Raw genomic sequence first — 23,565 nt, forward strand, 5'->3', positions numbered from 1 at the left:
GTGCTTCACCTGCACCGACGGAGTACCCATGCGCCTTCCCACCTATTTCGTTTCGCACGGCGGCGGTCCGTGGCCGTGGATGAAGGACCAGGTCGGTTCTGCTTATGCCAAGCTCGAAGCCTCGCTGGCCGCCATCCGCCAGGCGCACGGCGATGCGGTACGTTCGGTGCTGGTCGTGAGCAGCCACTGGGAGACGCCCGGCTTCATGGTCTCGTCCGGGACCGCGCCTGGCATGATCTACGACTACGGCGGCTTCCCGCCCCATACCTACCGGATCCAGTACCCGGCGCCGGGCAACCCGGCGCTGGCCGAACGCGTCGCCGCCCTGCTTGGCGCCGGCGGCCACCCGGCCGGACTCGATCCGGCGCGCGGCTTCGACCACGGGACGTTTTCGATGCTGTATCCGGTCTATCCGGAGGCGAACATGCCGGTGGTGCAGCTGTCGCTGCGGCGCGACCTCGACCCGCTAGCCCACATTGAGGCCGGGCGCGCGCTGGCGCCGCTGCGCGATGAGGGCGTGCTGATCCTGGGCAGCGGGCTGTCCTTCCACAACCTGCGCCAGTTCGGCCCGGCCGGCGCTGCGGCCTCGAAGGCCTTCGACGGCTGGCTGCAGGAGACGATGGCGCTCGAGTCGCGCGAGCGCACGGCGGCCTTGCTACGCTGGGAGACGGCGCCGGCGGCGCGGGCGGCGCATCCGCGCGAAGAGCACCTGCTGCCGCTGATGGTGGTGCACGGCGCCGCCGAACAGGAGCCGGCGGCGTGCGTGTATCACGAGGACGATTTCTTCGGGTCGCTGACGGTATCCAGCTTCCGATTTGGGGCTGCGTAATTTGAACGCGTGGGCGGGAAATCCGCCCACGCTACAACCGCGACAAGGTTCCGGGTTTAGGTCCCGCGCTTGCCGCGCATGGCTTCTTCCGCCTTCAGCGCCGCCTTCTCTTCGGCGATGCGCGCCTTCTCCGCCACTTCGGCCGCGTGACGCGCCAGCGCCGCGGCGCGGGTCTCCGGCGTCTCGAGGCTGATACGTCCCAGCGCGCCGGTGCGGTAGTCGTGCAGCAGCACGTGCGCCGCCTTCTCGTAGTCGAATTCGCCGCCGCGCACGCGGAAACCGCGGCGCTGGGCCACGTTCTCGATCACGGCGATGCCGTCCAGGCCTTCGGTCTTGAAGCCGTAGCGCGCCGTGAGCAGCTGCGGATAACGCTCCAGCAGCAGAGTCGCTAGGAACTCCGCCACTTCTTCTTCGATCAGCGCGTTCGAACCCACCGCGTGGCTGGCGGCCAGCATCAGGCCATCGCTCGCCATGGCGATCTTCGGCCACAGCATGCCCGGGGTGTCGACCAGCACGATGTGCTTGCCGAGGTAGAGCTTCTGCTGGGTCTTGGTCACGGCCGGCTCGTCGCCCACCTTGGCCACGCGTTTTTTCAGCAGCGCGTTCATCAGGGTCGATTTGCCGACGTTTGGAATCCCCATGATCATGATGCGCAGCGGCTTGGTCGGCACGCCGCGGTGCGGCGCCAGCGACTGGCAGATGTCCGGGATGCGCGCCACGTCGGCCGGCTTCTTGGTCGTCATCGGGTAGGCGGTCACGCCTTCCTGCGCATCGTAGAAGGCCTTCCAGGCCGCGGTGGCTACCGGGTCGGCCAAGTCGATCTTGTTCAGGATTTTCAGGCAGGGACGCTGGCGGAACTTGCGCAGCTCCTCCACCAGCGGGTTGCAGCTGGCCTCGGGCAGGCGGGCGTCGAGGACTTCGATCACCAGGTCGGTGTTCTCCATCTGCTCGGCGGCTTCCTTCTTGGCCGCGTTCATGTGCCCCGGGAACCATTGAATGGACATGCTTATGCTCTCTTAATCTTCGATCAGGGCGCTATTTTACGCTGCCACCTGGCTTGGCAAGAAACGGGCGAGGAAACAACACTTTCCCAAGCAAGTCTATTGACCCGCTGCAACGCATCGATGCGGCAGGGGAACAACAATGAGGTTTTCGCCCTCGCGAGCCGCCATTCGGAGAACCTCATGCACCACCTTCCCAAGACCTCGCTGCCACGCTGGATCGCGGTCGGCACGCTCTGCGGGCTGATCGCTGTCGCCTGCCTTGTCGGCCGCTTCCCGCTGCTGCCGATCTGAACTGCACGAACCGTTCAGCGTCCGATAGTTGCGCTAATGAAATATTGTAAAATCATGGTATCCTCGTGGATCGCTCAAACCTGCCCCGGGGACACACTTTGCAAACCAGTTTCGACGGTCTCCGGGCGAACCACGCACAGCCCGCCCTCGCCCCTTTCCAGCGCCAGGCCATCTTCGCCGCTGCAGTGATCGGGATCCTCACGGCCTGCCTGATGCCTTTCGCGGCCGACAAATGGCCGAACGTGCCGGCCTTCGTGCCCAGCTACCAGACTGCCCTGATCGGCGCCTACCTCGTCGCCGCTTACCTGATTTACGGGTATTTCAGGCAGACCCGGATCCGCTCGATGCTGTGGTTGTGGGGAGGCTGCATCTACACGGCCGGGGTCCTGAGCGCCCAGTTCCTGTCGCTTCCCAACGCCTTCGTCGCCGATACCCGCCTGCTCGGCGGCGCCCAGACGACGATCTGGCTCTGGTTCTTCTGGCACATCGGGGCCACCGGGATGCTGTTCGCGTACGCGCTCGCCGAGCTGCGCGCACCGGGCGCGGTAGTGGCGGATGCCGGCGCCGGATTCCTGCGCTGCGCTGCGCTCACCTGCGCCGCGCTGGGCATCACGCTGGCCGCGGTGACCCTGTTCCATGACGCGCTGCCGCCGATGGACAGCGCGGGCGACTTCAGCCGTATCACAAGCACCGGCTATGCGCCACTGATCCAGGCGATCATCATGCTTGCCCTCTTCCTGCTGTGGCGTGCGACCCGCTTCGCGACGCCGATCAGCGCATGGCTCGGCGTAGCCATGGTCGCCCTCGCCTTCGACAATGCGATTACGATGGCGGGCGGCTCGCGCCTGTCGGTCGGCTGGTACGTGGGCCGCATCAATGCCCTGGTGGCGGCGCTGGTGATGCTGGCGCTGTACATGAAGGAGGTGAACCGGGTTTACCTGAACGCCGCCCTGAACGCCGGCCAACTGGCAAATGCCAAGCTCGAACTCGAACGCCACCAGCTGCACCTGGAAGCGGTGGTGGCCGAACGCACGCGTTCGCTCGAAGAAGCGCGCGATGCACTGCTGCACGCCCAGAAGCTGGAAGCGATCGGCAAGCTCACCGGCGGCGTGGCGCACGACTTCAACAACGTCCTGCACATCATCAACGGCAACCTCGACTTGATCAAACTGGTCGCGGCGGGGAACGACAAGATACTGCCTCGCTGCGCATCGGCCCAGGACGCCGTGCGGCGCGGCGCCCGTCTGTCCTCGCAACTGCTGTCCTTCGCGCGCAAGTTGCCGCTGCAGCCCGCGCCGACCAGCCTGGCGCAGGTGCTGTCCAATATGGACGTGCTGCTCAAGCGCGCCGTCGGTGAGCGCATCGAGATCGACCTGCGGATCGCCGCCGACGCCTGGAACGTGATCGTCGACCCGCAACAGCTGGAAAACGCCATCCTCAACCTGACGCTCAACGCCAGCGATGCCATGCCGGGCGCGGGCCGCCTTGCGATCGAGGTCAGCAACCATTCCCTGCCAGAGGGCGAGGCGGTGCGCCTCGCCTTCGCCGACACCGGCTGCGGCATGAGTCCCGAGGTCAGGCAGCGCGCCTTCGAGCCCTTCTTCTCGACCAAGGAGGTCGGCAAGGGCACGGGACTCGGCCTGAGCATGGTGTACGGCTTCGTCAAGCAGAGTGGCGGCCAGATCGAGATCGAGAGCGAACCCGGTCGGGGAGCGACCATCGTCATCCTGTTGCCGCGCACGCCCGAATCCGCCGTCGACAAGAAACCGGCGCACGACGGTGCGGTGCGCGGCGGGAGTGAAACCGTACTCGTGGTGGAAGACGAACACGAGATCCGCGAGAACGTCGCTGCGATGCTGTCCGGTCTCGGCTACTGCATCCTGAAGGCCGCCAGCGCCGACGAGGCGCGTGCCGTCCTCGGACAGCACGCGCGGATCGACTTGCTGTTCACCGACGTGATCATGCCGGGCGCAACCAGCAGCACGCAGCTGGCCGGACTGGCGCGCGTCGCACACCCGGCGATCCGGGTGCTGTTCACTTCGGGCTACAGCGAAGACGCAGTCATCCACGACGGCAAGCTGGACGAAGGCGTCAGCCTGCTGAGCAAGCCTTATGGCCGCGACGAACTCGCCCATGCCGTGCGCGCGGTCCTCGCCGCGAGCGGAGCACCGACAGGCAGCCTGGTCCAGGCCTGAGCCGCGCGGGCCGGATGCTCAAGGCGCCCGCGGCGCCCCAGAAAAGAAGACATCCAGGGTCGGAAAGCGCGCCTGGGCGTGGATGCAATCCCACAGGTAGATCCCCAGCCCAAGGTCGCCGGTCCACAGCGAATAGCGCCCCTGCCCATGCGCGCGGGCAGCGTCATCGGACTGCGCCAACGCATGCATGGCAAAGGCGCGGGCGCGTTCGAGCCAGACCACGTCGCCCGTGCGCCGGTACAGCACCAGGAAGGCGTAGCCGTTACCCGCGGTGCCATGGCATAGGTTCGAGCCCTTGTTCAAGGGACCTGCCGCCCAGGTCGTCTCTCCCGCCGCACGCAGCAGCTCGTCGAGTTCGTCACCGGGGAAATCGGCCAGGCTGATGACGAAACCCGGCGCACCATGACAGAACTGCAGCAGCTTCTTGGCGTTTTCCCGTTCCGTTCCGTCCAGCTGCGGGTGCCAGTTCACCTGCTCTCCCACGCGCTGGACCGTGCGGCGCACTGTGTTGGCGATGCAGTCCCGCCACCCGCGCCAGGCCGCTGGATCGAGCAGGCGCCGGCCCTTGATCAAGGGCCCCGCCGTCGCCACGAAGCCGTGGACCGCATCGAGGTAGGTGCTGCTGCGGCCGTACAGGTCCTGGGTCCAGTAGGCGCAGCCGTGCAGTTCCGACCGTTCAAGCTGCTGCCACAGCGCCTGCGCACTGGTCCTGAACAGCGCGGCCCAACGCTCCTCGCCGGTTTGCTGGTGGAGGAACAGCGCGGCAAGCAGGGTGCCCGGTGCGCCCCACATCAGTTCCCGCGCGGGATGATTACGATTGCCGGCGATCAGCCGCTCCAGCGCGTCCGCCAGCTCGGGACTGCGTTCCGGCGCCATCATCAGGATCGGCGTGTCGCCCATCAGCCACGAGCTCTGCTCGCCCGGCGCATTCGCGGCGAGCCAGGTCCGGTTGGCGGCGAGCAGTTCGCGCCATCCTCCCAGGTAGTCGCGCGTCAGGGTGGCAGCGCCGCAGTCCTGCAGGTAGTGCAGCGCCCAAATCACGCCGGCGGCGCCGTGGTAAAGCGGCGTTTCGACCGGGTCCGGGTCGTCGCCCTCACGGTCGAGCGGATGGACCGGCCAGTAGCGCGCACCGCGCCAGTGGCTTTCCGCCTGCGCCACGATGGCGCGGATCGCAGCGCGCGCCTGCGCTTCGTTCCAGGGGTGCGCCTGCAGGGCCTCGTGGCGCTGGGGATCGTACAAGGTGGCTGACATGTGCGCGAGTGTCGCACACTCTCAGCGCGCGGGGACGCAAGCGCTCGGCGGCAGGGGTTCAGCCGGGTCGAACGCGGCCAGCTGCTCGCGCGCAGCATCGCGGTCCTTGGCGTATTCGGCCAGGTAGCGCTGGCGCTCTTCGCTCTCCCATTCGGCGTCCGACACGCCCTTCAGGTTCTGGGTGCGGCTGGTAAACACCCTTCCTTCCAGGCGCGGCACCAGCAGCCGGTCCGGGTCGACGTTCTCGCGCAGCAGGTAGCCGTCGACGTCGCGCAGGCGCAGGGGCAGCGCGGGCGACTCGTCGGTCAGCAGCTTGCCGAACACCGTTAGCTTCACGTCGCGCGCACCCACGCCGAGCACGTCGTTGAAGGTAGCGATGGCGAAGGGCTTGCCGCGCGCGTCGTCGACGCGGCCCGTGATCACGTAGCGGCCCGGCTGGCGCACGTCGAGGCCGAGGTAGAAGTTAAGCGAGCCGTTCTCCAGCCCTTCGCGCACCTGGCCGGTCCAGCTGGCCGGCAGCACCGGGGTGTAGATCACATCGAACAGGACGAAGCCGTTGCGCCCGCCCGCGGTGTAGTGCACCTCGGTCCGGATGGTGCCGTGAAAACCCGCCAGGCCGGTCTGGTTCGGCGCCAGAACGCCGGCGAAGGCGTTGTCACCGGCCACCGGATCGGCGCCGCCGCCGTCGTCGGCGAAGGGCAGCGCTACCTGCGGGGTCGGGCGGCTGCCGCCATAAGTCATGCCCTGCGCGACCGCGCGCGTGATCACCAGCGGCACGGTCTCGCCCTGGCTGCTTACCGCGCGCAGCGAGAAGGCCACGTTTTCGCCCGCGGCCAGGTAGACGCGCGACTGCGAGGTCTGCAGGAATACGTTGGTATTGGTGCCGCCGCCTTCGACCCGCATCGGGTTCATCTCGGCCACGGTCTGGTTCGGCTGCATCTGGTCCGGGTTCTGCGCCGCCGGACGCGACTCCATCGGGTACTTGCTGCCTTCGCGGTAACTGCAATAGGTGTGGTCGGTCAGCTGGACGTTCTCGAGCAGCTGGCGGCGCCGTTCGGCGCGCTCGCTGGGCACGGCCGGGCCGCCGCCGGCGGCAACCTGGCCGAAGAACTGCGGGCCGGAGGTCGGTGTTGGTGTGGGAGCGGCGCTCGCGGTTTCACGCTCGCCGCGCCCGAGCCAGAGGCCGAGCGCGACGCACAGCGCCACGCCTGCCCCCAGCAGCGCCTTGTGCGCCCTAGAGGGCACTGCCCACCACCGCGCTGCGCACCACGCCCACGATCCCGCCCCAGTTACCGTTGGCGTAGTGGTTGTAGGCTTCGCTGTCGTCACGGAAGACCACCGAGTGGTAGCCCCACTTGACGCTGCCGCCCTCGTTGGCCGCGGTGCCGAGCGTCAGGTCGTTGCAGAACCAGTCGCTCGGGTTACAGTAGGAACCACCGGCACTGCCGGCCACGCCGCCGGTGCTGTGGTAGGCCACGGCCTCGTCGTCCTGGCCCGGCAGGATGCCGGAATAGGCGGTGCCCTTGGCGGCCGCGTACATGTAGAACCACAGGTTGCGCGTGGTGTTGTGGTTGTACATGGCGCGCGCGGTGGAGGTTTTCAAATCCTGCACCAGCGGTTCGGAGGTGGTCCAGGAACCGGCATCCGACAGTTCCGAGCCGCCGCCCGCGCCTGAGGCCGCCCTCACCCACTTGATGTTCCAGCCGGTCTGCGAGCTGCCGTCGCTGTTGCCGCACACGCCGGAGGTATTCGGGCTGGCGTTCTTCTTGACGCGCGCCGAGCCGCCGTAGTTGGCCAGCGTGTAGCCCATCATCAGGTCGCCCGCGCTGTGGGTCACGACGTAGCACCAGTTGCTGCCGGTGCAGAAGCAGTCGAGGGCATCGCGCACCTTGCCGCTCTGCGAGGCGATGCTGCTGCGGCCGTCCCAGTTGACGGCCTTCTTGTTGACGCCGGCAGCCGTCGACGACGGCCCCCAGTAAGTAAAGTCGTTGTAGTTGCCGATCGCCCCGCCGCCGGTCCGGCCGTTGATCCAGAGGGTGTAGTTCGCGGCGGACGCCCAGCCCGTCACCAGCAGCAGGCACAGCGCACACAGAATGCGGATTCTTCTCACTGTCATCTCCTTGATGGTTATTGTGCGCCGCACGTATGTACGGCTGAGTTCGACACTACGCCTGACATTCAGGCGTGTCAAACCGCACACGCAGGAGTGTGGTGAGCATGCTCCGCCCTGTACTCACGCCTAGTGCGCGGTGCTGACTACCGCGCTGCGGACCACACTGACGATGCCGGCCCAGTTGCCGCGCGCGTAGTGATCGTAGTCCTCGCCGTCGTCGCGGAAGGCCACCGAGTGGTAGCTCCATTTGACGCTGCCGCCCTGGTTGGCCTCGGTGCGGAGCCGCAGGTCGTCGCAGAACCAGTCGCCCGGATTGCACAGCGAGCGTCCGGAACTGCCGGCCACCCCGCCGGAGCTGTGGTAGGCCACCACTTCGTCGTCCTGGCCCGGCAGCGCAAAGGAATACAGCGTGCCGCGGGCGCCCGCATACATGTAGAACCAGATGTTGCGGGTGACGTTGTGGTTGTACATGGCGCGCATGGTGGAGGTTTTGAGATCCTGCACCAGCGGCTCGGACGTGGTCCAGGCGCCGATGTCCGACAGCTCGGTGCCGCCGGCCGCACCGGCCGCGGCGCGCACCCACTTGATGTTCCAGCCGGCCTGGGTGCCGGCGCCGCTGTTGCCGCAGGCGCCGGAGGTGTTCGGACTCGCGGTTTTCTTGTAGCGGATACTGCCGCCGTAGTTGGCCAGGGTATAGCCCAGCAGCGGGTCGCCGGCGCTGTAGGTGACGACGTAGCACCAGTTGTCGCCGGTGCAGAAGCAGTCCAGCGCGTCGCGCACGCGGCCGCTCTGCGAGGCGATGCTGCTGCGGCCATCCCAGTTGACGGCCTTCTTGTTGACCCCGGCAAGCACCTGGGACGGCCCCCAGTAGCTGAAGTCCTTGTAGTTGCCGGGCGCGCCCTCGGGGCCGCTGCCGGCGCGGCCGTGGATCCAGAGCGTGTAGTTGGCGGCGGCCGCCATGCCGGAAGCAAGGAGCAGGCACAGCGCAATGAAGGTGCGGATCGGTCTCACGGTCGTCTCCTGTCAAGGATGAGTAATGAGACTTTAGATGCGCGGGGCCGCGCCGCGTTCCGTGCCGAGGCTGCCGGTTTTTTTATTCCAGCTCGGCCAACACCTTCAGGTGCGCCACCACGCTGCGCCCCAGCGCCGACAGCGCATAGCCGCCTTCGAGGCAGCTGACGATGCGCCCGCGCGCATACTGGCGCGCGACGGCCATCACCTGGCGCGTGATCCAGGCGTAGTCGGCTTCCACCAGGCCGATGCCGCCCATGTCGTCCTCGCGGTGGCCGTCGAAGCCGGCCGAAACGAAGATCATCTGCGGCTGGTGGGCGTGCAGCGCCGGCAGCCAGTATTCCTGCACCAGCTTGCGCACCGCCTCGCCGTCGGTCAGGGCCGGCACCGGGATGTTGACGCTGGTGGCGGTGATCGGCTCCGGGTCGGAGTATGGATAGAAGGGATGCTGGAACAGGCTCACCATCAGCACCCGCGGGTCGTCGCGGAAGGCGTCGGCGGTGCCGTTCCCGTGGTGGACGTCGAAGTCGACGATGGCCACCCGTTCCAGCCCGTGCACGTCGAGCGCGTGGCGCGCCGCGATCGCGACATTATTGAAAAAGCAAAAACCCATCGGCTCGGTCGGCGTCGCGTGGTGACCCGGCGGGCGCACCGAGCAGAAGGCGTTGTCGACCTCGCCCGCGATCACGGCGTCGGTCGCCGCCACCGCCGCGCCGGCCGCGCGCAGCGCCGCCTGGTAGCTGTGGTGGCACAGGATGGTGTCGCCATCGAGCGGGTAGTAGTCGCCGGCGGCCGGTACGTTGTCGCGCACCAGCGCCACCGCGCCCGGGGTGTGGTTGCGCAGGACGTCGGCCAGGTCGGCCAGCGGCGCGCTGCGCTGCTCGATCAGGCCGTCGAGGCGCGCCAGGATCAGTTGGTCGTCGATTGCCCGTAGCCGCTCGGGCGACTCGGGATGCCAGTCGCCCATCTCGTGCCGCAGGCAGTCCGGGTGGCTGTAGATTGCTGTGCTCATTCTTTGCTGGTTCTCCGTGCCTGCTCATCCATGGCACACCCTGGCGGCCGTTCTCGCATAGAATCGACCCCAAGGCTTGTTGCCGACGGAGTATGAAGGTTGCCAATGGCGCTAATCTACCATGGGAGCCTGATGCACCGCTCCGAACAGTTCACCGGAACCCAACGATGTTCAATCAATTACATGCTGCCGCACGCCAGGTCGGCCAGGTCGTGGTCGGCAAGGACCAGCAGGTCCGCCTGGCCCTGACCTGCCTGCTGGCGGGCGGCCACCTGCTGCTGGAAGACCTGCCCGGCGTGGGCAAGACCACGCTGGCGCACGCGCTGGCGATCTCGCTCGGCCTGAAGTTCAACCGCGTGCAGTTCACCAGCGACCTGCTGCCGGCCGACGTGGCCGGCATCTCGGTCTACGAACGCGAGAAGAACGACTTCGTGTTCCACCCGGGCCCGATCTTCACCCAGGTGCTGCTGGCCGACGAGATCAACCGCGCCACGCCCAAGACCCAGTCGGGCCTGCTGGAAGCCATGGAAGAACGCCAGGTCAGCGCCGACGGCGTCACCCGCGCCCTGCCCGAGCCCTTCTTCGTGATCGCGACCCAGAACCCGGCCAACCAGGTCGGCACCTTCCCGCTGCCCGAGTCGCAGCTCGACCGCTTCCTGATGTGCCTGTCGCTGGGCTACCCGGACGCCGCCGCCGAACGCGCGCTGCTGATGGGCGAGGATCGGCGCGCGATGCTGCGCAATCTGCAGCCGGCGATGCAGCCGGAGCAGCTGGCCCAGGCCCAGCGCGCACTCAAGGAGATCCACGCCTCGCCGGCCCTGGTCACCTACGTGCAGGCGCTGGCCCAGGCTTCGCGCCAGAACGGCCTGTTCGCCGAAGGCCTGTCGCCACGCGCCGCGATCGCGCTGCTGCAGGCCGGTCGCGCCTGGGCGGCGCTGGAAGGACGCGACCACGTGATCCCCGAGGACATCCAGGCCGTGCTGGTGCCGGTCTGCGCGCACCGCCTGCGCCCCCTGAAATCGGCGCACGGCATGGGACTGGCGAGCCGCGACCTCGTGCTGCAACTGCAGAAATCGGTGCCCGTCTAGATGGGCTTGCGCGGCTGGCTGAGACGTACTACCGGCAACTGGCTGCCGCGCCGCGGCACGCTGGATGCCGGCGAAGTGGTGCTGAGCCAGCGCCGCGTGTTCATCCTGCCCACGCGCGCCGGCATCGGCTTCGCGGTGCTGCTGCTGGTGCTGCTCATCGGCGCCATCAACTATGGTCTGGGCCTGGGCTTCGCGCTGACCTTCCTGGCCCTGTCCTGCGCCCTGGTCGACATGGTCTTCACCTACCGTAACCTGGCCCACCTGGCCTTGCAGCAGGGCCGGGTGCCAAGCGTGTTCGCCGGCCAGGAAGCGCAGTTCGAGCTGCACATCGCCAACCGCACGGGGCTGGCGCGCTACGGCGTGTGGATCGATTTTTCCGACACCCCTGACGCACGCCACGTCAGCGACATCGCCGCCCACGGCAGCGCCGCCGTGCTGCTGGGCGTGCCGACCACGGCGCGCGGCTGGCTGCAGCCGGCGCGCGTGATCCTGTCCACCCGTTTCCCGCTCGGCCTGTTCCGCGCCTGGAGCTACTGGCGTCCCGCCACCCGCGCCCTGGTCTATCCGCGTCCGGAAGAAGGCGCGCCGCCGCTGCCGGTGTCCGGCAATGCGGTGGGCAGCGGGCGCGCCACCGGCAACGACGATTTCGCGGGCGTGCGCAGCTACCAGGCCGGCGATTCGCCGCGCCAGCTGGCCTGGCGCCAGATCGCGCGGCTCGATCCGGCGCTCGGCGGCCAGCTCGTGACCAAGCATTTCGAAGGCGGCGCGGGCGACGAGCTGGTGCTCGATTTCGCGCAGCTGGCGCCCCAGCTCGACCTCGAGCTGCGCCTGTCGCGCATGACGCGCTGGGTGCTGGACGCGGAGCAGCGCGCCCTGCCCTACGCCTTCCGCCTCGGCGCGGTCCACTACGAAGCCGGCAATGGCGCCGCCCACCAGGCGGCCTGCCTGCGCGCACTGGCGCTGTACGGCATGGAGACGGCGGCATGAAGTTGCTCCGTTCCCTGCCGCGCGACAAAGCCGACACCCTGCTCCTGCTGGGCAGCGCGCTGCTGGTGCTGGCGCCGCACGTGGCCCACCTGCCGCTGTGGGTGTCGCTGCTGTGCGCCGCCACCCTGGTCTGGCGCGGCGCGATCACGCTGCGCGGCAAGCGCATGCCCCCGACCCTGGTGCTGCTGCCGATTGCCGCCGCGGCGATGGCGGGCATCCAGTTCAGCTACCAGACCCTGCTGGGGCGCGACGCCGGCGTGGCCATGCTGGTGCTGCTGGTCGCCTTCAAGATGCTGGAAATGCACGCGCGGCGCGACTTGTATGTCGTGATCTTCCTGTGCTTCTTCCTGGTGCTGACCAACTTCTTCTACGCCCAGGGCATCGGCACCGCGCTCCTGATGGTGGTGGCGATCCTGGCCCTGCTCACTACCCAGCTGTCCTTCCAGTTCACCGGTGCGGTTCCCAGGCTGAGCGCCCGCGTCGGCATGGCGGCCCGGATCCTGCTGTTCGCAACGCCGCTCGCGGTGCTGCTGTTCTTCGTGTTCCCGCGCCTGGGCAGCCCGCTGTGGGGCATGCCGGGCGGCGGCGACAGCGGCGGCAAGTCCGGCCTGTCCGAGCGCATGGCGCCGGGCCAGATGTCGAACCTGGCCATGTCCGACGAGCCGGCCTTCCGGGTGCGCTTCGAGGGCCCGGTGCCGCCCAGGGAGCAGCTCTACTGGCGCGGCCTGGTGCTGGATGCTTTCGACGGCACCGCCTGGACCCGCGGCGGCTCGATCGCCACCAAATCCGGCACTTCGCTGAGCGTGCGCGGCCAGGCCCAGCGCTACGAAGTGACGCTGGAACCATCCGACAAGCGCTGGCTGTTCACGCTCGAGATGCCGGGCCATATCCCGGATGTGCCGGGCTACCGCACGCGCGCCTCGCACCAGCTCGAAGTGAGCACCGAGCGGCCGATGTCCGCGCGGGTGCGCTACACGATGATCTCCTATCCGGACTACGCGCTGGACGGACGCGAGGCGCTCGACGATCCCAGCCAGTGGCTGCTGCTCCCCTACGGCTACAACCCGAAGGCGCTGGCCGCCGGCCTGGCGTTGCGCAAGGAAGCGTCGCCCGTGCGCCGCATCGAACAGGTGCTGCGCCAGTTCCGCGAGCAGCCCTACAGCTACACGCTGGAGCCGCCGCTGCTGGGCCGGCACTCGATCGACGAATTCCTGTACCGGACCCGCGCCGGCTTCTGCGAGCACTACTCCGGCGCCTTTGTCTTCCTGATGCGCGCGGCTGGGATTCCGGCGCGCGTGGTGGCCGGCTACCAGGGCGGCGAACTCAATCCGATCGACGGCTACGTGACGGTGCGCCAGTCCGACGCCCACGCCTGGGCCGAAGTCTGGTTGCGCGGACGCGGCTGGGTACGGGTCGACCCGACCGCCGCGGTGGCGCCGGAACGGGTACGCCGCAACCTGGCGGCCGCGGTCGAAGCGCCGGCGCCCTTCGGCATCGATGCGCTGCGCGGCCTGTCCGTGTTCACCAGCGACGCCGACTCGCTGCTGGGCCGCCTGCGCAATGCCATCGGCGCCGTCAACAACGGCTGGAACCAGTGGGTGCTGAACTACACGCCGGAGCGCCAGCGCGGCTTCATGAAGACCCTGCAATCGGGCCTGGCCGGCTGGCGCGTTGCCGCCTTGATCATGCTTGGCGCCGGAGTGTTGCTACTGGCTAGAATTTTGTATCTCCGCAGGGCAATAGATCCAGTCGAGGCGGTATACTCCTCCCTATGCAAGCGCCTCGCCCTACTAGGCTTGGCACGTGCAGCGGACGAAGGGCCCACCGCCTACGCGGCCCGGATCGCGGCCACGCAGCAATTGGCGCCGCCATCACGTGAAGCCGCCGCCGAGTTCTTGCGCCGCTACAGCGCCTGGCGCTATGCGCCGCCCCAGTCCGCGCCGGGATCTACTGCCCGCCAGCTGGCCGCTACCTTGAAGAGATTATTGTCGCAAGTTAGATGAAAGCTATCGTTCCATTGTTTGCCGCGCTGGCCCTGGCCCTCGCCCCGATCGGGCATGCCGCAGCTAGCGCGAAGGATCCGCACGCCCGCAGCGCAGCCAGCGCCAAGGCCAAGGCCAAGAAGGCCAAGGCCGCCGCCAAATCCGGCAAGCGCGTCTCGATCAAGTCGACCCGCGTGCTCAAGGCCGCACCGAGCGCCGCTGTCATCGACTACGATGGCGAGCACCACAACTTCCTCGAATGGCAGGCGGTGCGCGGCTTCATCGACGAGATGGCCACCCAGCACGGCTTCGAGCGCGCCTACCTCGAGTCGCTGTTCGGCCAGACCCGCTTCATCGATTCGGCGGTGCAGCTGGTCAAGCCGGCCCCGCCGGGCAAGCCAAAGAACTGGCAGGCCTACCGCGATCGCTTCATCGAACCGATCCGCATCGCCGCCGGCGTGCGCTTCTGGAACGAGAACGCCGAGGCCCTGGCGCGCGCCGAGGCGGCCTATGGCGTGCCGGCCGAGATCATCGTCGGCATCATCGGCGTCGAGACCATCTATGGCCGCGACACCGGCAAGTTCCGCGTCTTCGACACGCTGGCGACGCTTGCTTTCGCCTACCCGGAAACGCCGAATCGCGACAGCCGCATGGCCTTCTTCCGCAGCGAACTGGCCAACACCCTGCTGTTCGCGCGCGAGCACAAGGTGGAGCCGTTCTCGCTGCTGGGTTCCTTCGCCGGCGCCGTCGGCATGCCGCAGTTCATGCCGGGCAGTATCCTGAAGTACGGCGTGGACTTCAATAACGACGGCCAGATCGACCTGCGCAACTCGCCCGAGGATGCGATCGGCAGCGTCGCCAACTTCCTGGTCCAGCACGGCTGGAAGCCGGAGTACCGCGGCAACCCTGCGACCCCGGTCGACGTCTCGCCGAACCGCGCCTGGGAACCGCTGCTCGAGCGTGGTCTTGCGGCCACCTTGCGTCCGGAAGAGCTGCGCGCCGCGGGCGTGACCAGCGCCGATGCCCTGCCCGCCGAGCGCCTGTACGGGCTGGTCGACCTGCAGAACGGCGCCGAGGCAACCGAGTACTGGGTCGCAAACGATAACTTCTTTGCCATCACCAAGTACAACCGCAGTTATTTCTATGCCATGTCGGTGATCGAGCTGGGCCGCGCGGTGCGTGCTTCGCGCGGCGGTTGAGCATTGCCGGGCGGGAAACTTTGTATCGATTTGTAACGAGTTTCCCGCTGTTCTACTCCTTCTAAACGCTTTCACTACCCCTATACTCCCCGGGGGTATCCTCCGCTTTCGTGCAGATTCTCTGCAGAAACATCGTTCCTTCTGCCATACCCCCGCTTTTCTTGTAACTCTGTCAGCGTTTTTCATACCGTGCGGCATCAAAAGCTGCTTGGCCTTACACTGCTGATTAATCAAAAAACAATTATTATTTCAGTGAGTTTGTGAGAGAATTGCATTGCGGCTATTGTTGCGATGAGACAACAGTACTGATGAAGATAGTCTGATTTTTATTGCTATTGAGTATCAGATTAGAAATTAGTTGTACAATTGAATAGAAAATTACGAAATACCGAAGCCTGGAGCCGAGCGCCGCATGGGGCTCCGTCCAACCCAAAATAGGATATTGAATCATGACCAACCAAGTCGGCATTGATATGAACAGCGATTCGGAGTCCGATGAACTCCTGCAGTACAACCCGAATCGCCTGCTCGACACCCTGATCGAGAACCTGCGCCTGAAGAACGACGCAGCCCTGTCGCGCGCGCTGGAAGTTGCACCGCCGGTGATCTCGAAGATCCGCCACCACCGCCTGCCGGTCGGCGCATCGCTGCTGATCCGCATGCACGAAGTGAGCGACCTGTCGATCCGCGACCTGCGCTACCTCATGGGCGATCGCCGCGCCAAGTTCCGCATCAGCGACAAGCAGTTCAAGCCGAAGGAAGGCGCCGCCTCCAAAGAGGCGTAATCATGCCGGGGCCGCGCGCCCCTGCGTGACGCTGGACGGCACCTCGACCCGCGCCTTCGTGGCGCGCTTCCGGGCTGCGTCTTGTTCGTTGCAGAAAGTAAAAAGCCATCCGTCAGGATGGCTTTTTTTTACTGGGCGTTCAGAAGCCGGTCAAGCAGGGAACACGCCCGTCGACAGGTAGCGGTCGCCGCGGTCGCACACGACGAACACGATGGTCGCGTTCTCCACGGTCTGCGAGATGCGCAGCGCCACTTCGCAGGCGCCGGCTGCCGAGATGCCGCAGAAGATGCCCTCTTCGGCCGCCAGGCGGCGCGCCATCTGCTCGGCCGCGGCCTGGCCGACCGGCTCGACCTGGTCCACGCGCGCCTTCTCGTAGATCTTCGGCAGGTAGGCTTCCGGCCACTTGCGGATGCCCGGGATCGAGGAGCCTTCTTCGGGCTGGGCGCCGATGATGCGGATCGCCTCGTTCTGTTCCTTCAGGTAGCGCGACACGCCCATGATGGTGCCGGTGGTGCCCATGGCGCTGACGAAGTGGGTAACGCGGCCTTCGGTGTCGCGCCAGATTTCCGGACCGGTGGTCTCGTAGTGGGCGCGCGGGTTGTCGCCGTTGGCAAACTGGTCGAGGATGATGCCTTCGCCGTTCTTCTGCATCTGTTCGGCCATGTCGCGCGCGTATTCCATGCCGCCCGATTTCGGCGTCAGGATGATCTGGGCGCCGTAGGCGGCCATGCTCTGGCGGCGCTCGATCGACAGGTTGTCGGGCATCAGGAGCACCATCTTGTAGCCGCGGATGGCGGCGGCCATCGCCAGCGCGATGCCGGTGTTGCCGCTGGTAGCTTCGATCAGGGTGTCGCCCGGCTTGATCTGGCCGCGCTGCTCGGCGCCACGCAGCATCGACATGGCGGCGCGGTCCTTCACCGAACCGGCCGGGTTGTTGCCTTCGAGCTTGCCGAGAATGATGTTGTTGCGCGCGGCCGCATCCGCGCCGGGAAGGCGCACGAGCTGCACCAGCGGGGTGTTGCCGATCGTATCTTCGATGGTCTTGTAAGCCATTCCTTGCTCTCTCGCGATTTCCTAAACCGCTATTTTAATCCGGACAGCAAGGTGGCGTATTGGGGCAGCCAGAACGACTACCCCATGCTCCGGATCAGCGTTGCGGCATCGGGTAGGTGGCGACACCGACGTTGCCGTCCTTGTCGACCGCCTGCACACCGAAGAACACATTGTCCTTCGACAGGTCGACCGTCGCCTCGGTGACATTGCCGACCCACTTCGAGCCCTGCCAGTCGGACGCGGTGGTCTCGCGCCAGACGATGCGGTAGCCGGCCACGTCCGGTTCCGGATTCGCCTGCCACACCAGGGTCGAGTCGTTGGTCAGCTTGTCGGTGCGCAGCTTGACCCCTTGCGGCGCGGCGGGCGCCAGCGCCAGCGAGGCCAGCGCCGCGCCGTTCACGCGCGCCACCTTGGCGATGTAGTCATAGTCATTAAAATCCACCAGGTCGCCGTACACCTTGCCATTTTCGGTGCGCAGGTCCTGGTGCTGGTGCGCGAAGTCCTCGGCCGGCTCGGTAAAGCGCAGCGCGGCGTAGCCCTGCTCTAGGAAAGGCATGTGGTCGCCGCCGCGCAGGTAGCGGTCGGCGCGGTGGATCACCGAGACCTTGAAGCCCTTCACGTAGCGCTCGCCCTGCTCCTTGGTGTGGCGGGCCAGCTGGCGCGACAGCGAGTCGCTGTCGCCGCCGGTCGCCACCAGCTGGCGCACGGCTTCGCTCATTTCCTTGGTGGCCGGGATGCTCTGCGAGAACAGCCGCACCTGCTTGTTGTCCACTTTGCCATTGTCGGCGCGCGAGCTGCCGATGATGTCGTTGGTGAACATGCCGGCGACGTTCAGGTTGTTCTTGCGCGCCTGCTCGGCCCAGTGGCGGGCGCCCAGCAGGCCCTGCTCTTCGGCGGCGACGGTCATGAACACGAGCGTGGCGTCGAACTTGTACTTGGCCATCACGCAGGCCAGTTCCATCACGGCGGCCGTGCCGGAAGCGTCGTCATTGGCGCCCGGGGCGTCGGCCGTGTAGTTCATCACGTCGCTGACGCGCGAATCGTAGTGGCCGCTGACGACGTACAGGCGCTCCTTCGAGGCGTCCTGGGTGCCCGGCAGGGTCGCCACCACGTTGACGATCTCGGTCGGACGCGAGATGCGCGCTGATACCGGGGCGACGTGGCTGTCGAAGGCCACTTGCAGCGGGGTACCCGCGCCGCAGCGTTCCAGTTCGCTCTTGATCCAGCGGCGGGCGGCGCCGATGCCGCGCGTCTCGGATTCGGTCTCCGACATGGTGTGGCGGGTGCCGAAGCTCACCAGCTTGGCGACATAAGCTTCGATGCGCTTGGGCGAGACTTCGGCGACGATCTTGCTGATCTGGGCTTGCTGGCGCTTCAGGTCGGGCGCGGCCTGGGTGGCCGGCGCTGCGGCGGCGGAACCGATGGCGCTTGCCAGCAGCGCGGCCAGCAGGGAGGAAGAAATCCGGGCGTGAGGCATGCGTACCTTTCTAGTCGTAATGTGCGAAATGACATGCACATCTTCTCACGCGGATTGTTTGGTGTCAGTCAATACATGGTGTAAGGTAGCGCCACCCATCCTGTTGATGAAAGTGCATCCATGTCCGAACACCGCATCTACGGAACGCCGTTCGCCAAGGTCTATCCGATGTACATCAAAAAGGCCGAAGCGAAGGGCCGGACCAAGGAAGAGCTGGACCGGATCATCTGCTGGCTGACGGGTTACGACGATGCCAGTTTGCAGCGACAGGTGGAGCTGCAAACCACCTTCAGGGACTTCTTCGACCAGGCCCCGGCCTTCCACCCGAATGCCGCGCTGATCAAGGGCGTCGTGTGCGGCATCCGCGTCGAGAATATCGAGGATCCATTGATGCAGAAACTGCGCTACCTGGACAAGCTGATCGACGAGCTGGCCAAGGGCAAAGCGATGGACAAGATCCTCCGAAGCTGAGGCGCCATGTCTGGCGCATGAAATGCGCTGCGCGGTCAGCCAAGGGTATCTTGGCAAACGACTATCAACTAAGATGCCGGTCATTCCCTTGCCTGGAGCCACGATGCGTTTTGCCTGCCTTGCCCTGTTGTCCACCGCCCTGCTGTCCGGCGCAGCCCATGCCGACAGCCTCGACGACGCCATCCTCAAGGAGATGAAGCACCGCCACATACCGGGCGTGAGCTTGCTGGTCATGAAAGACGGCAAGGTGCTCAGGGAAAAAGGCTATGGCTACGCCAACCTCGAGCACAAGGTGCCGGTCAAGCCGGAGACCGTATTCCAGTCCGGCTCGATCGGCAAGAGTTTCACGGCCGCGTTGATCCTCCTGCTCGAGCGCGACGGCAAGCTGAGCCTGGACGATCCGATCTCGCGCCATCTGCCGAACATTCCCTCTTCCTGGGACAAGATCACCATCCGGCACCTGCTCACCCATACCTCGGGACTGGGTGATCCTTACAACATGATCGACTTCCGCAAGGACTATTCGGACGAGGAATTGATTGCGCTGGAAAGCAAGGTGACACAGCGCTTTGCGCCCGGGGAGAAATGGGCTTATAGCAATACCGGCTACCACCTGCTCGGCTTCATTGCCAACCGCGTCGGCGGCAAATTCTATGGCGAGCAGCTGCGCGAACGCATCTTCGAGCCCTTGGGCATGGGCACGCGCATCATCAACGAGGCCGACATTGTGCCGAACCGGGCTGCGGGTTACGAATGGAAAGGCGGCGTGCTGAAGAACCAGTCCTGGGTGGCGCCACGCCTCAACACGACCGCCGACGGTAGCCTCTACCTGACGGCACGCGACCTGCTGCGCTGGGACCAGGCCCTGTATGGAGACAAGATCCTGGACGCACGCCAGCGCGAGGCCAGCTTCACCCAGGCCACCCTGAACGACGGCAGCAAGGCGCGCTACGGCTACGGCTGGTTCGTCGAAACGACCAAGGGACGGCGCCACATCCAGCATGGCGGCGCATGGCAGGGCTTCCGCTCGCAGCTGTGCCGCTACGTCGACGACAAGCTCACCGTAGTCGTGCTCGCCAACTCCGATGCGGCAAATCCATTCAAGATTGCCAGCCTGGCGGCGGCCCACTACGTGCCCGCGCTGTTCGATGCGCCGCCCAAGCCGATTGCCGATCGAGATCCGGCCACCACAGAGCGGGTGCGCGCTGCCATGGCCAGCCTGGCCGAAGGCAAGCAGCCGGAGGGGCTGAACACGGAACTCGCGGCCAGGTTCGAACCGGGCATGCTCGCCTTCATGAAGAACGCCCTGGGAGAGGCCGGCAAGCTGCGCTCGGTCGCGCTGCTGTCGCGCGAGGAAGGCGATGGCGGTGCCCGGATGCGCTACCGGTTCAGCTACGATAACGACACCCTGCGTGTGTCGGTAGCGCTAGATGGCAAGGGCAACTTCAGCAGGTTCGACCTCGGGCCCGAATGAGTGCCTGCGAATGAGAAAAGACCCGCCTTGGCGGGTCTTTCGTTTCAGGCTCTAGCGGATGCTTGCGACACGGGCGACGCCCAGCCGCGCCGGCGCTGCGGCGTCGTTCGCGGCGCCGAGCCGGAATACGCTGACGACGCCGGCCAGGCGTTCCGCCTCCTCTTCCAGCGACGCGGCCGCCGAGGTCGCCTGCTGCACCAGGGCCGCATTCTGGCGGGTGGCCTCGTCCATCTGGCCGATGGCCTGGTTGACCTGGCCGATGCCGGCGCTCTGCTCGGCGCTGGCGCGGCTGATCTCGGCCATGATGTCGGTGACGCGGCCGACCGAGCTCACGATGTCCTTCATCGTCGAGCCCGCTTCGTCCACCAGGCGCGCGCCGGCATCGACGCGCTCGACCGAGCTGCCGATCAGGCCCTTGATCTCCTTGGCCGCCGCCGCGGAGCGCTGCGCCAGGCTACGCACTTCGGTCGCCACGACCGCAAAGCCGCGGCCCTGCTCGCCCGCGCGCGCCGCCTCGACTGCGGCGTTCAATGCCAGGATATTGGTCTGGAAGGCGATACTGTCGATCACGCCGATGATGTCGACGATCTTCTTCGACGATTCGTTAATCGAGGCCATTGTCTCCACCACCTGGGACACGACCGCGCCACCGCGCAGCGCGACTTCCGACGCCGATTCCGCCAGCGCATTGGCCTGGTGGGCGTTGTCGGCATTCTGGCGCACGGTGGCGGTGAGCTGCTCGACCGAGGACGCGGTCGCTTCCAGCGTGCCGGCCTGGCGCTCGGTGCGGCCGGACAGGTCGCGGTTGCCGCTGGCGATCTCGGTCGACACGCTGGCGATGCTCAGGGTGCCGTTGCGCACCTGTTCGACGATCGCGACCAGGCTGTCGCGCATTCCCTTCATGGCGAACAGCAGGCTGCTGCGGTCGCCCGGGGCGGTCTCGATCCTGACACCGAGGTCACCCGCGGCAATGGCGCCGACGATCGATGCCGCATACTCCGGCTGGCCGCCGAGCTGGCGCAGCAGGCCGCGTGCGATATACCAGGCGCCGGCTGCGCCCACGGCGATCGCGCCCAGGCAGAGCAAGGTCATCCAGCCGAAGAAGCCCGAGGCCATGCTGCGCGCGCCGGCCGCCTGTTCGTTATTCTGTTTCTCCTGCAGGTCGATGAAGCCGTTGATGCTCGCCAGCCAGCCGACGAAGGCCGGCGCCGCCTGCGTAGAGAGCAGCGCGGCAGCTTCCTGCGCCTGTCCGGCCGCCTGCAGCGCGATCACGCGCTCGATCAGCGGCTTGGCGCGGCGCTCCTGCTCCTTGATCGCGGCCAGCGCTTCGCGTTCGGCCGGCGGAATGTCTTTCAGTTCCTGGAACAGCTTGTCCATGGGTTCGGCCGAACGCGCGTAGTTCTCGTCCAGCTTCCGGATCAGGCTGACCGGTGCTTGCGCGCCGCTCGGATCGGACGCCAGCACGACATCGCGCAGGGCGATCGCACGGTCGTGGACGCTGCCACGGAAATTGATCGCGTAGCGCTGCTTGACGTTGTTGACGTCGTTGATATGGTTGAGGACGCGATCGATATCGCCGACGCGACTGATCGCCAGGGCTGTCAGCACGATCATCAGGAAGAATACGGCGCCGTAGCCGGCGGCCAGGCGGGTACCGATGGTGAGGGGCTTCTTTGTCATAGTCAGTGGCCTAAAAAACGGTAAATAACCATATCAAGGAAACAAAATGTTTTTCCTGATGGCAATAAACAGACTATAGCACAGCCGTTTCTTTTTTGCTCAAATCCGTCATTAAATTTGTGTAAATGACGATTTTGGCAATGCCCGGTAACTCCACGCGTACCGATCCGGAATGAAAAAACCCGCGTTGCCGCGGGTTTCTCTGACAGCTTACATCGCCGCCTTCTGCTCGGCCGGCGCGGCCTTCTTGTCCGCTTTGGAGGCGGTCTTTTCCTTGGCCGACTTGGCCATCGCGCCTTCCATCGGCTTGCCGTTGACGGTAAGCCCCGCCTCGGACAGCTTCATCGCCTTCTTGCCCTTGACGCCCTTGATGCGGCCCTGGAAGTCGGCCCAGTCCTTGAACTCGCCCTTGGCGCGTTCGTCGAGGATCATCTTCGACATGCTCGGGCCCACACCCTTGACGCCGTCCAGCGCGGCCGCGTCGGCCTTGTTGACGTCGACCTGGGCAAAGGCGATACCGGTCGAAGCGACCAGGGCGGCAACGGCGAATACCAGATTCTTGCTCAGTTTCTTAAACATTGTGCTTGTTCTCCGTAATGATAGGACGGTGGACGGCGGCGCCATCCACCTCTGCCCTAACGGAGTAGCCCGGCTGTCGTTGACGAGCTCGGTTTGATCCAGATCAAGACGGGAACAATTCTTCCCGGGTAACGGTCGCCGTACCCAGCTTGCCGACCACGATGCCACCGGCGCGGTTGGCGGTGGCCAGGGCTTCGTCCAGCGGCGCACCCGCGCCCAGCATCGCGGCCAGGGTGGCGATCACGGTATCGCCTGCGCCCGAGACGTCGAACACTTCGCGCGCGTCGGCGTGCACGTGCAGCACCTCGTTCTCGCTGTACAGGCTCATGCCCTCTTCCGAACGCGTCACCAGCAGGGCCGTGAGGCCCAGTTCGGCGCGCAGGCGCTGCGCCTTCTCGGTGAGCTGGTCCTCGGTCTTCCAGGCGCCCACCACGCGCTGCAGTTCCGAGCGGTTCGGGGTCAGGATGCTGGCGCCGCGGTAAGGGGTGAAATCGTCGCCCTTGGGGTCGACCAGCACGATCTTGCCGGCCGCGCGCGCTTCCTTCACCATCTCGGCCACGTTGACCAGCGCGCCCTTGTTGTAGTCGGACAGGATCACCACGTCGTAATCCGGCAGCAGCGCCCGGAACTGATCCAGCTTGTCGCGCAAGACAGTCTCGGTCGGCGCATCCTCGAAGTCGATGCGCACCATCTGCTGCTGGCGGCCGATGACGCGCAGCTTGATGATGGTCGAGATGGCGTCGTCGCGTTTCAGGTAGCTGTGGATGCGCGCGTCAACCAGCAGCTTCTCGACTTCCTCGCCGGCTTCGTCCTTGCCCGTCACGCCCAGCAGGCCCGTGTGTGCGCCCAGGGCGGCGGCATTGCGCGCCACGTTGGCGGCGCCGCCCAGGCGCTCTTCACGGCGCTGGATGCGCACCACCGGCACCGGGGCTTCCGGCGAGATGCGCGAGACGTCGCCGAACCAGTAGCGGTCGAGCATGACGTCGCCCACCACGAGCAGGCGCACGCGCGAAAGTTCGGGGGCCGCCTCGCGGCGGAAGCTGTCTGCCGCCAGCAGGCGGCTTGGGGTAAGAATGGTCATGTC

The 23,565-nt window shown here is 66.4% G+C and carries 20 protein-coding genes; 9 read left to right on the top strand and 11 right to left on the bottom strand.

Annotated features, from left to right (window positions below; translation table 11 throughout):
• Window positions 1-28: 28 nt before the first annotated feature.
• Entirely contained in the window at window positions 29-829 is an 801-nt protein-coding gene (locus tag GV068_RS02960) for a class III extradiol ring-cleavage dioxygenase (RefSeq protein ID WP_159695927.1), read from the top strand.
• Window positions 830-885: 56 nt separating this feature from the next.
• Here GV068_RS02960 and ylqF read toward each other — a convergent pair whose 3' ends face one another.
• Complete coding sequence (gene ylqF, locus GV068_RS02965; protein WP_159695928.1) at window positions 886-1,833, bottom strand: ribosome biogenesis GTPase YlqF; 948 nt, start codon at window positions 1,831-1,833, stop codon at window positions 886-888.
• A 389-nt stretch (window positions 1,834-2,222) separates the two neighbouring features.
• On the opposite strand from ylqF, the gene GV068_RS02970 reads away from it, so the two are divergent.
• Window positions 2,223-4,319 (top strand): MASE4 domain-containing protein, encoded by a 2,097-nt coding sequence (locus GV068_RS02970; protein ID WP_159695929.1) that lies wholly within the window; start codon window positions 2,223-2,225, stop codon window positions 4,317-4,319.
• Between the two features lie 18 nt (window positions 4,320-4,337).
• On the opposite strand, the gene GV068_RS02975 is transcribed toward GV068_RS02970, so the two are convergent.
• From GV068_RS02975 to GV068_RS02995, 5 genes are all read right to left on the bottom strand, one after another.
• Complete coding sequence (locus GV068_RS02975) at window positions 4,338-5,570, bottom strand: LanC-like protein (protein WP_159695930.1); 1,233 nt, start codon at window positions 5,568-5,570, stop codon at window positions 4,338-4,340.
• A 21-nt stretch (window positions 5,571-5,591) separates the two neighbouring features.
• On the bottom strand, window positions 5,592-6,815 hold the full coding sequence (locus GV068_RS02980; RefSeq protein ID WP_201303235.1) for a hypothetical protein: 1,224 nt from the start codon (window positions 6,813-6,815) through the stop codon (window positions 5,592-5,594).
• Window positions 6,805-7,680 carry a hypothetical protein gene (locus GV068_RS02985; RefSeq protein ID WP_373888400.1) on the bottom strand — a complete coding sequence of 292 codons (876 nt, stop codon included), beginning with the start codon at window positions 7,678-7,680 and terminating at the stop codon, window positions 6,805-6,807. Before GV068_RS02985 ends, GV068_RS02980 begins: the two co-directional genes overlap by 11 nt.
• Before the next feature lie 129 nt (window positions 7,681-7,809).
• Window positions 7,810-8,694, bottom strand: a complete 885-nt coding sequence (locus GV068_RS02990; protein WP_229463633.1) for a hypothetical protein — start codon at window positions 8,692-8,694, stop codon at window positions 7,810-7,812.
• Between the two features lie 82 nt (window positions 8,695-8,776).
• On the bottom strand, window positions 8,777-9,706 hold the full coding sequence (locus tag GV068_RS02995; RefSeq protein ID WP_159695932.1) for a histone deacetylase family protein: 930 nt from the start codon (window positions 9,704-9,706) through the stop codon (window positions 8,777-8,779).
• Between the two features lie 167 nt (window positions 9,707-9,873).
• On the opposite strand from GV068_RS02995, the gene GV068_RS03000 reads away from it, so the two are divergent.
• The 5 genes from GV068_RS03000 (at window position 9,874) to GV068_RS03020 (ending at window position 15,747) form a co-directional block, all read left to right on the top strand.
• Window positions 9,874-10,794 carry a MoxR family ATPase gene (locus GV068_RS03000; protein WP_159695933.1) on the top strand — a complete coding sequence of 307 codons (921 nt, stop codon included), beginning with the start codon at window positions 9,874-9,876 and terminating at the stop codon, window positions 10,792-10,794.
• Complete coding sequence (locus tag GV068_RS03005; protein WP_159695934.1) at window positions 10,795-11,781, top strand: DUF58 domain-containing protein; 987 nt, start codon at window positions 10,795-10,797, stop codon at window positions 11,779-11,781.
• A complete protein-coding gene (locus GV068_RS03010) occupies window positions 11,778-13,784 on the top strand; it encodes a DUF3488 and transglutaminase-like domain-containing protein (RefSeq protein ID WP_159695935.1) in 2,007 nt (668 codons plus the stop codon). The genes GV068_RS03005 and GV068_RS03010 overlap by 4 nt, the downstream gene beginning before the upstream one ends.
• Window positions 13,781-14,962 (top strand): lytic murein transglycosylase B, encoded by a 1,182-nt coding sequence (gene mltB, locus GV068_RS03015; RefSeq protein ID WP_159695936.1) that lies wholly within the window; start codon window positions 13,781-13,783, stop codon window positions 14,960-14,962. The genes GV068_RS03010 and mltB overlap by 4 nt, the downstream gene beginning before the upstream one ends.
• Window positions 14,963-15,411: 449 nt before the next feature.
• Window positions 15,412-15,747 carry a hypothetical protein gene (locus GV068_RS03020; RefSeq protein WP_159695937.1) on the top strand — a complete coding sequence of 112 codons (336 nt, stop codon included), beginning with the start codon at window positions 15,412-15,414 and terminating at the stop codon, window positions 15,745-15,747.
• A gap of 150 nt (window positions 15,748-15,897) precedes the next feature.
• Here the strand turns inward: GV068_RS03020 and cysM are convergent, their stop codons facing one another.
• Window positions 15,898-16,800: a cysteine synthase CysM gene (gene cysM / locus GV068_RS03025; RefSeq protein ID WP_159695938.1), complete on the bottom strand. Its 903-nt coding sequence runs from the start codon at window positions 16,798-16,800 to the stop codon at window positions 15,898-15,900.
• Window positions 16,801-16,894: 94 nt separating this feature from the next.
• The gene (locus tag GV068_RS03030) at window positions 16,895-18,277 is read right to left on the bottom strand and encodes a M28 family peptidase (RefSeq protein WP_159695939.1); all 1,383 of its coding nucleotides are present in this window, start codon (window positions 18,275-18,277) and stop codon (window positions 16,895-16,897) included.
• Between the two features lie 120 nt (window positions 18,278-18,397).
• Here GV068_RS03030 and GV068_RS03035 point away from each other — a divergent pair, with 120 nt between their 5' ends.
• A complete protein-coding gene (locus GV068_RS03035) occupies window positions 18,398-18,748 on the top strand; it encodes a DUF2200 domain-containing protein (protein WP_159695940.1) in 351 nt (116 codons plus the stop codon).
• Window positions 18,749-18,851: 103 nt separating this feature from the next.
• Window positions 18,852-20,222, top strand: coding sequence for a serine hydrolase (locus GV068_RS03040; RefSeq protein ID WP_159695941.1), 1,371 nt, complete (start codon window positions 18,852-18,854; stop codon window positions 20,220-20,222).
• A gap of 51 nt (window positions 20,223-20,273) precedes the next feature.
• Here GV068_RS03040 and GV068_RS25385 read toward each other — a convergent pair whose 3' ends face one another.
• The 3 genes from GV068_RS25385 to rfaE1 all read right to left on the bottom strand — a co-directional run bounded on the left by GV068_RS25385 (window position 20,274) and on the right by rfaE1 (window position 23,562).
• Window positions 20,274-21,902 carry a methyl-accepting chemotaxis protein gene (locus GV068_RS25385; RefSeq protein ID WP_159695942.1) on the bottom strand — a complete coding sequence of 543 codons (1,629 nt, stop codon included), beginning with the start codon at window positions 21,900-21,902 and terminating at the stop codon, window positions 20,274-20,276.
• A 210-nt stretch (window positions 21,903-22,112) separates the two neighbouring features.
• A complete protein-coding gene (locus GV068_RS03050) occupies window positions 22,113-22,481 on the bottom strand; it encodes a helix-hairpin-helix domain-containing protein (protein WP_159695943.1) in 369 nt (122 codons plus the stop codon).
• Window positions 22,482-22,584: 103 nt separating this feature from the next.
• On the bottom strand, window positions 22,585-23,562 hold the full coding sequence (gene rfaE1, locus GV068_RS03055) for a D-glycero-beta-D-manno-heptose-7-phosphate kinase (RefSeq protein ID WP_159695944.1): 978 nt from the start codon (window positions 23,560-23,562) through the stop codon (window positions 22,585-22,587).
• Window positions 23,563-23,565: the final 3 nt, after the last annotated feature.

The organism is Massilia sp. 9I (assembly GCF_902506415.1).
Taxonomy (GTDB): Bacteria; Pseudomonadota; Gammaproteobacteria; order Burkholderiales; family Burkholderiaceae_D; genus Telluria.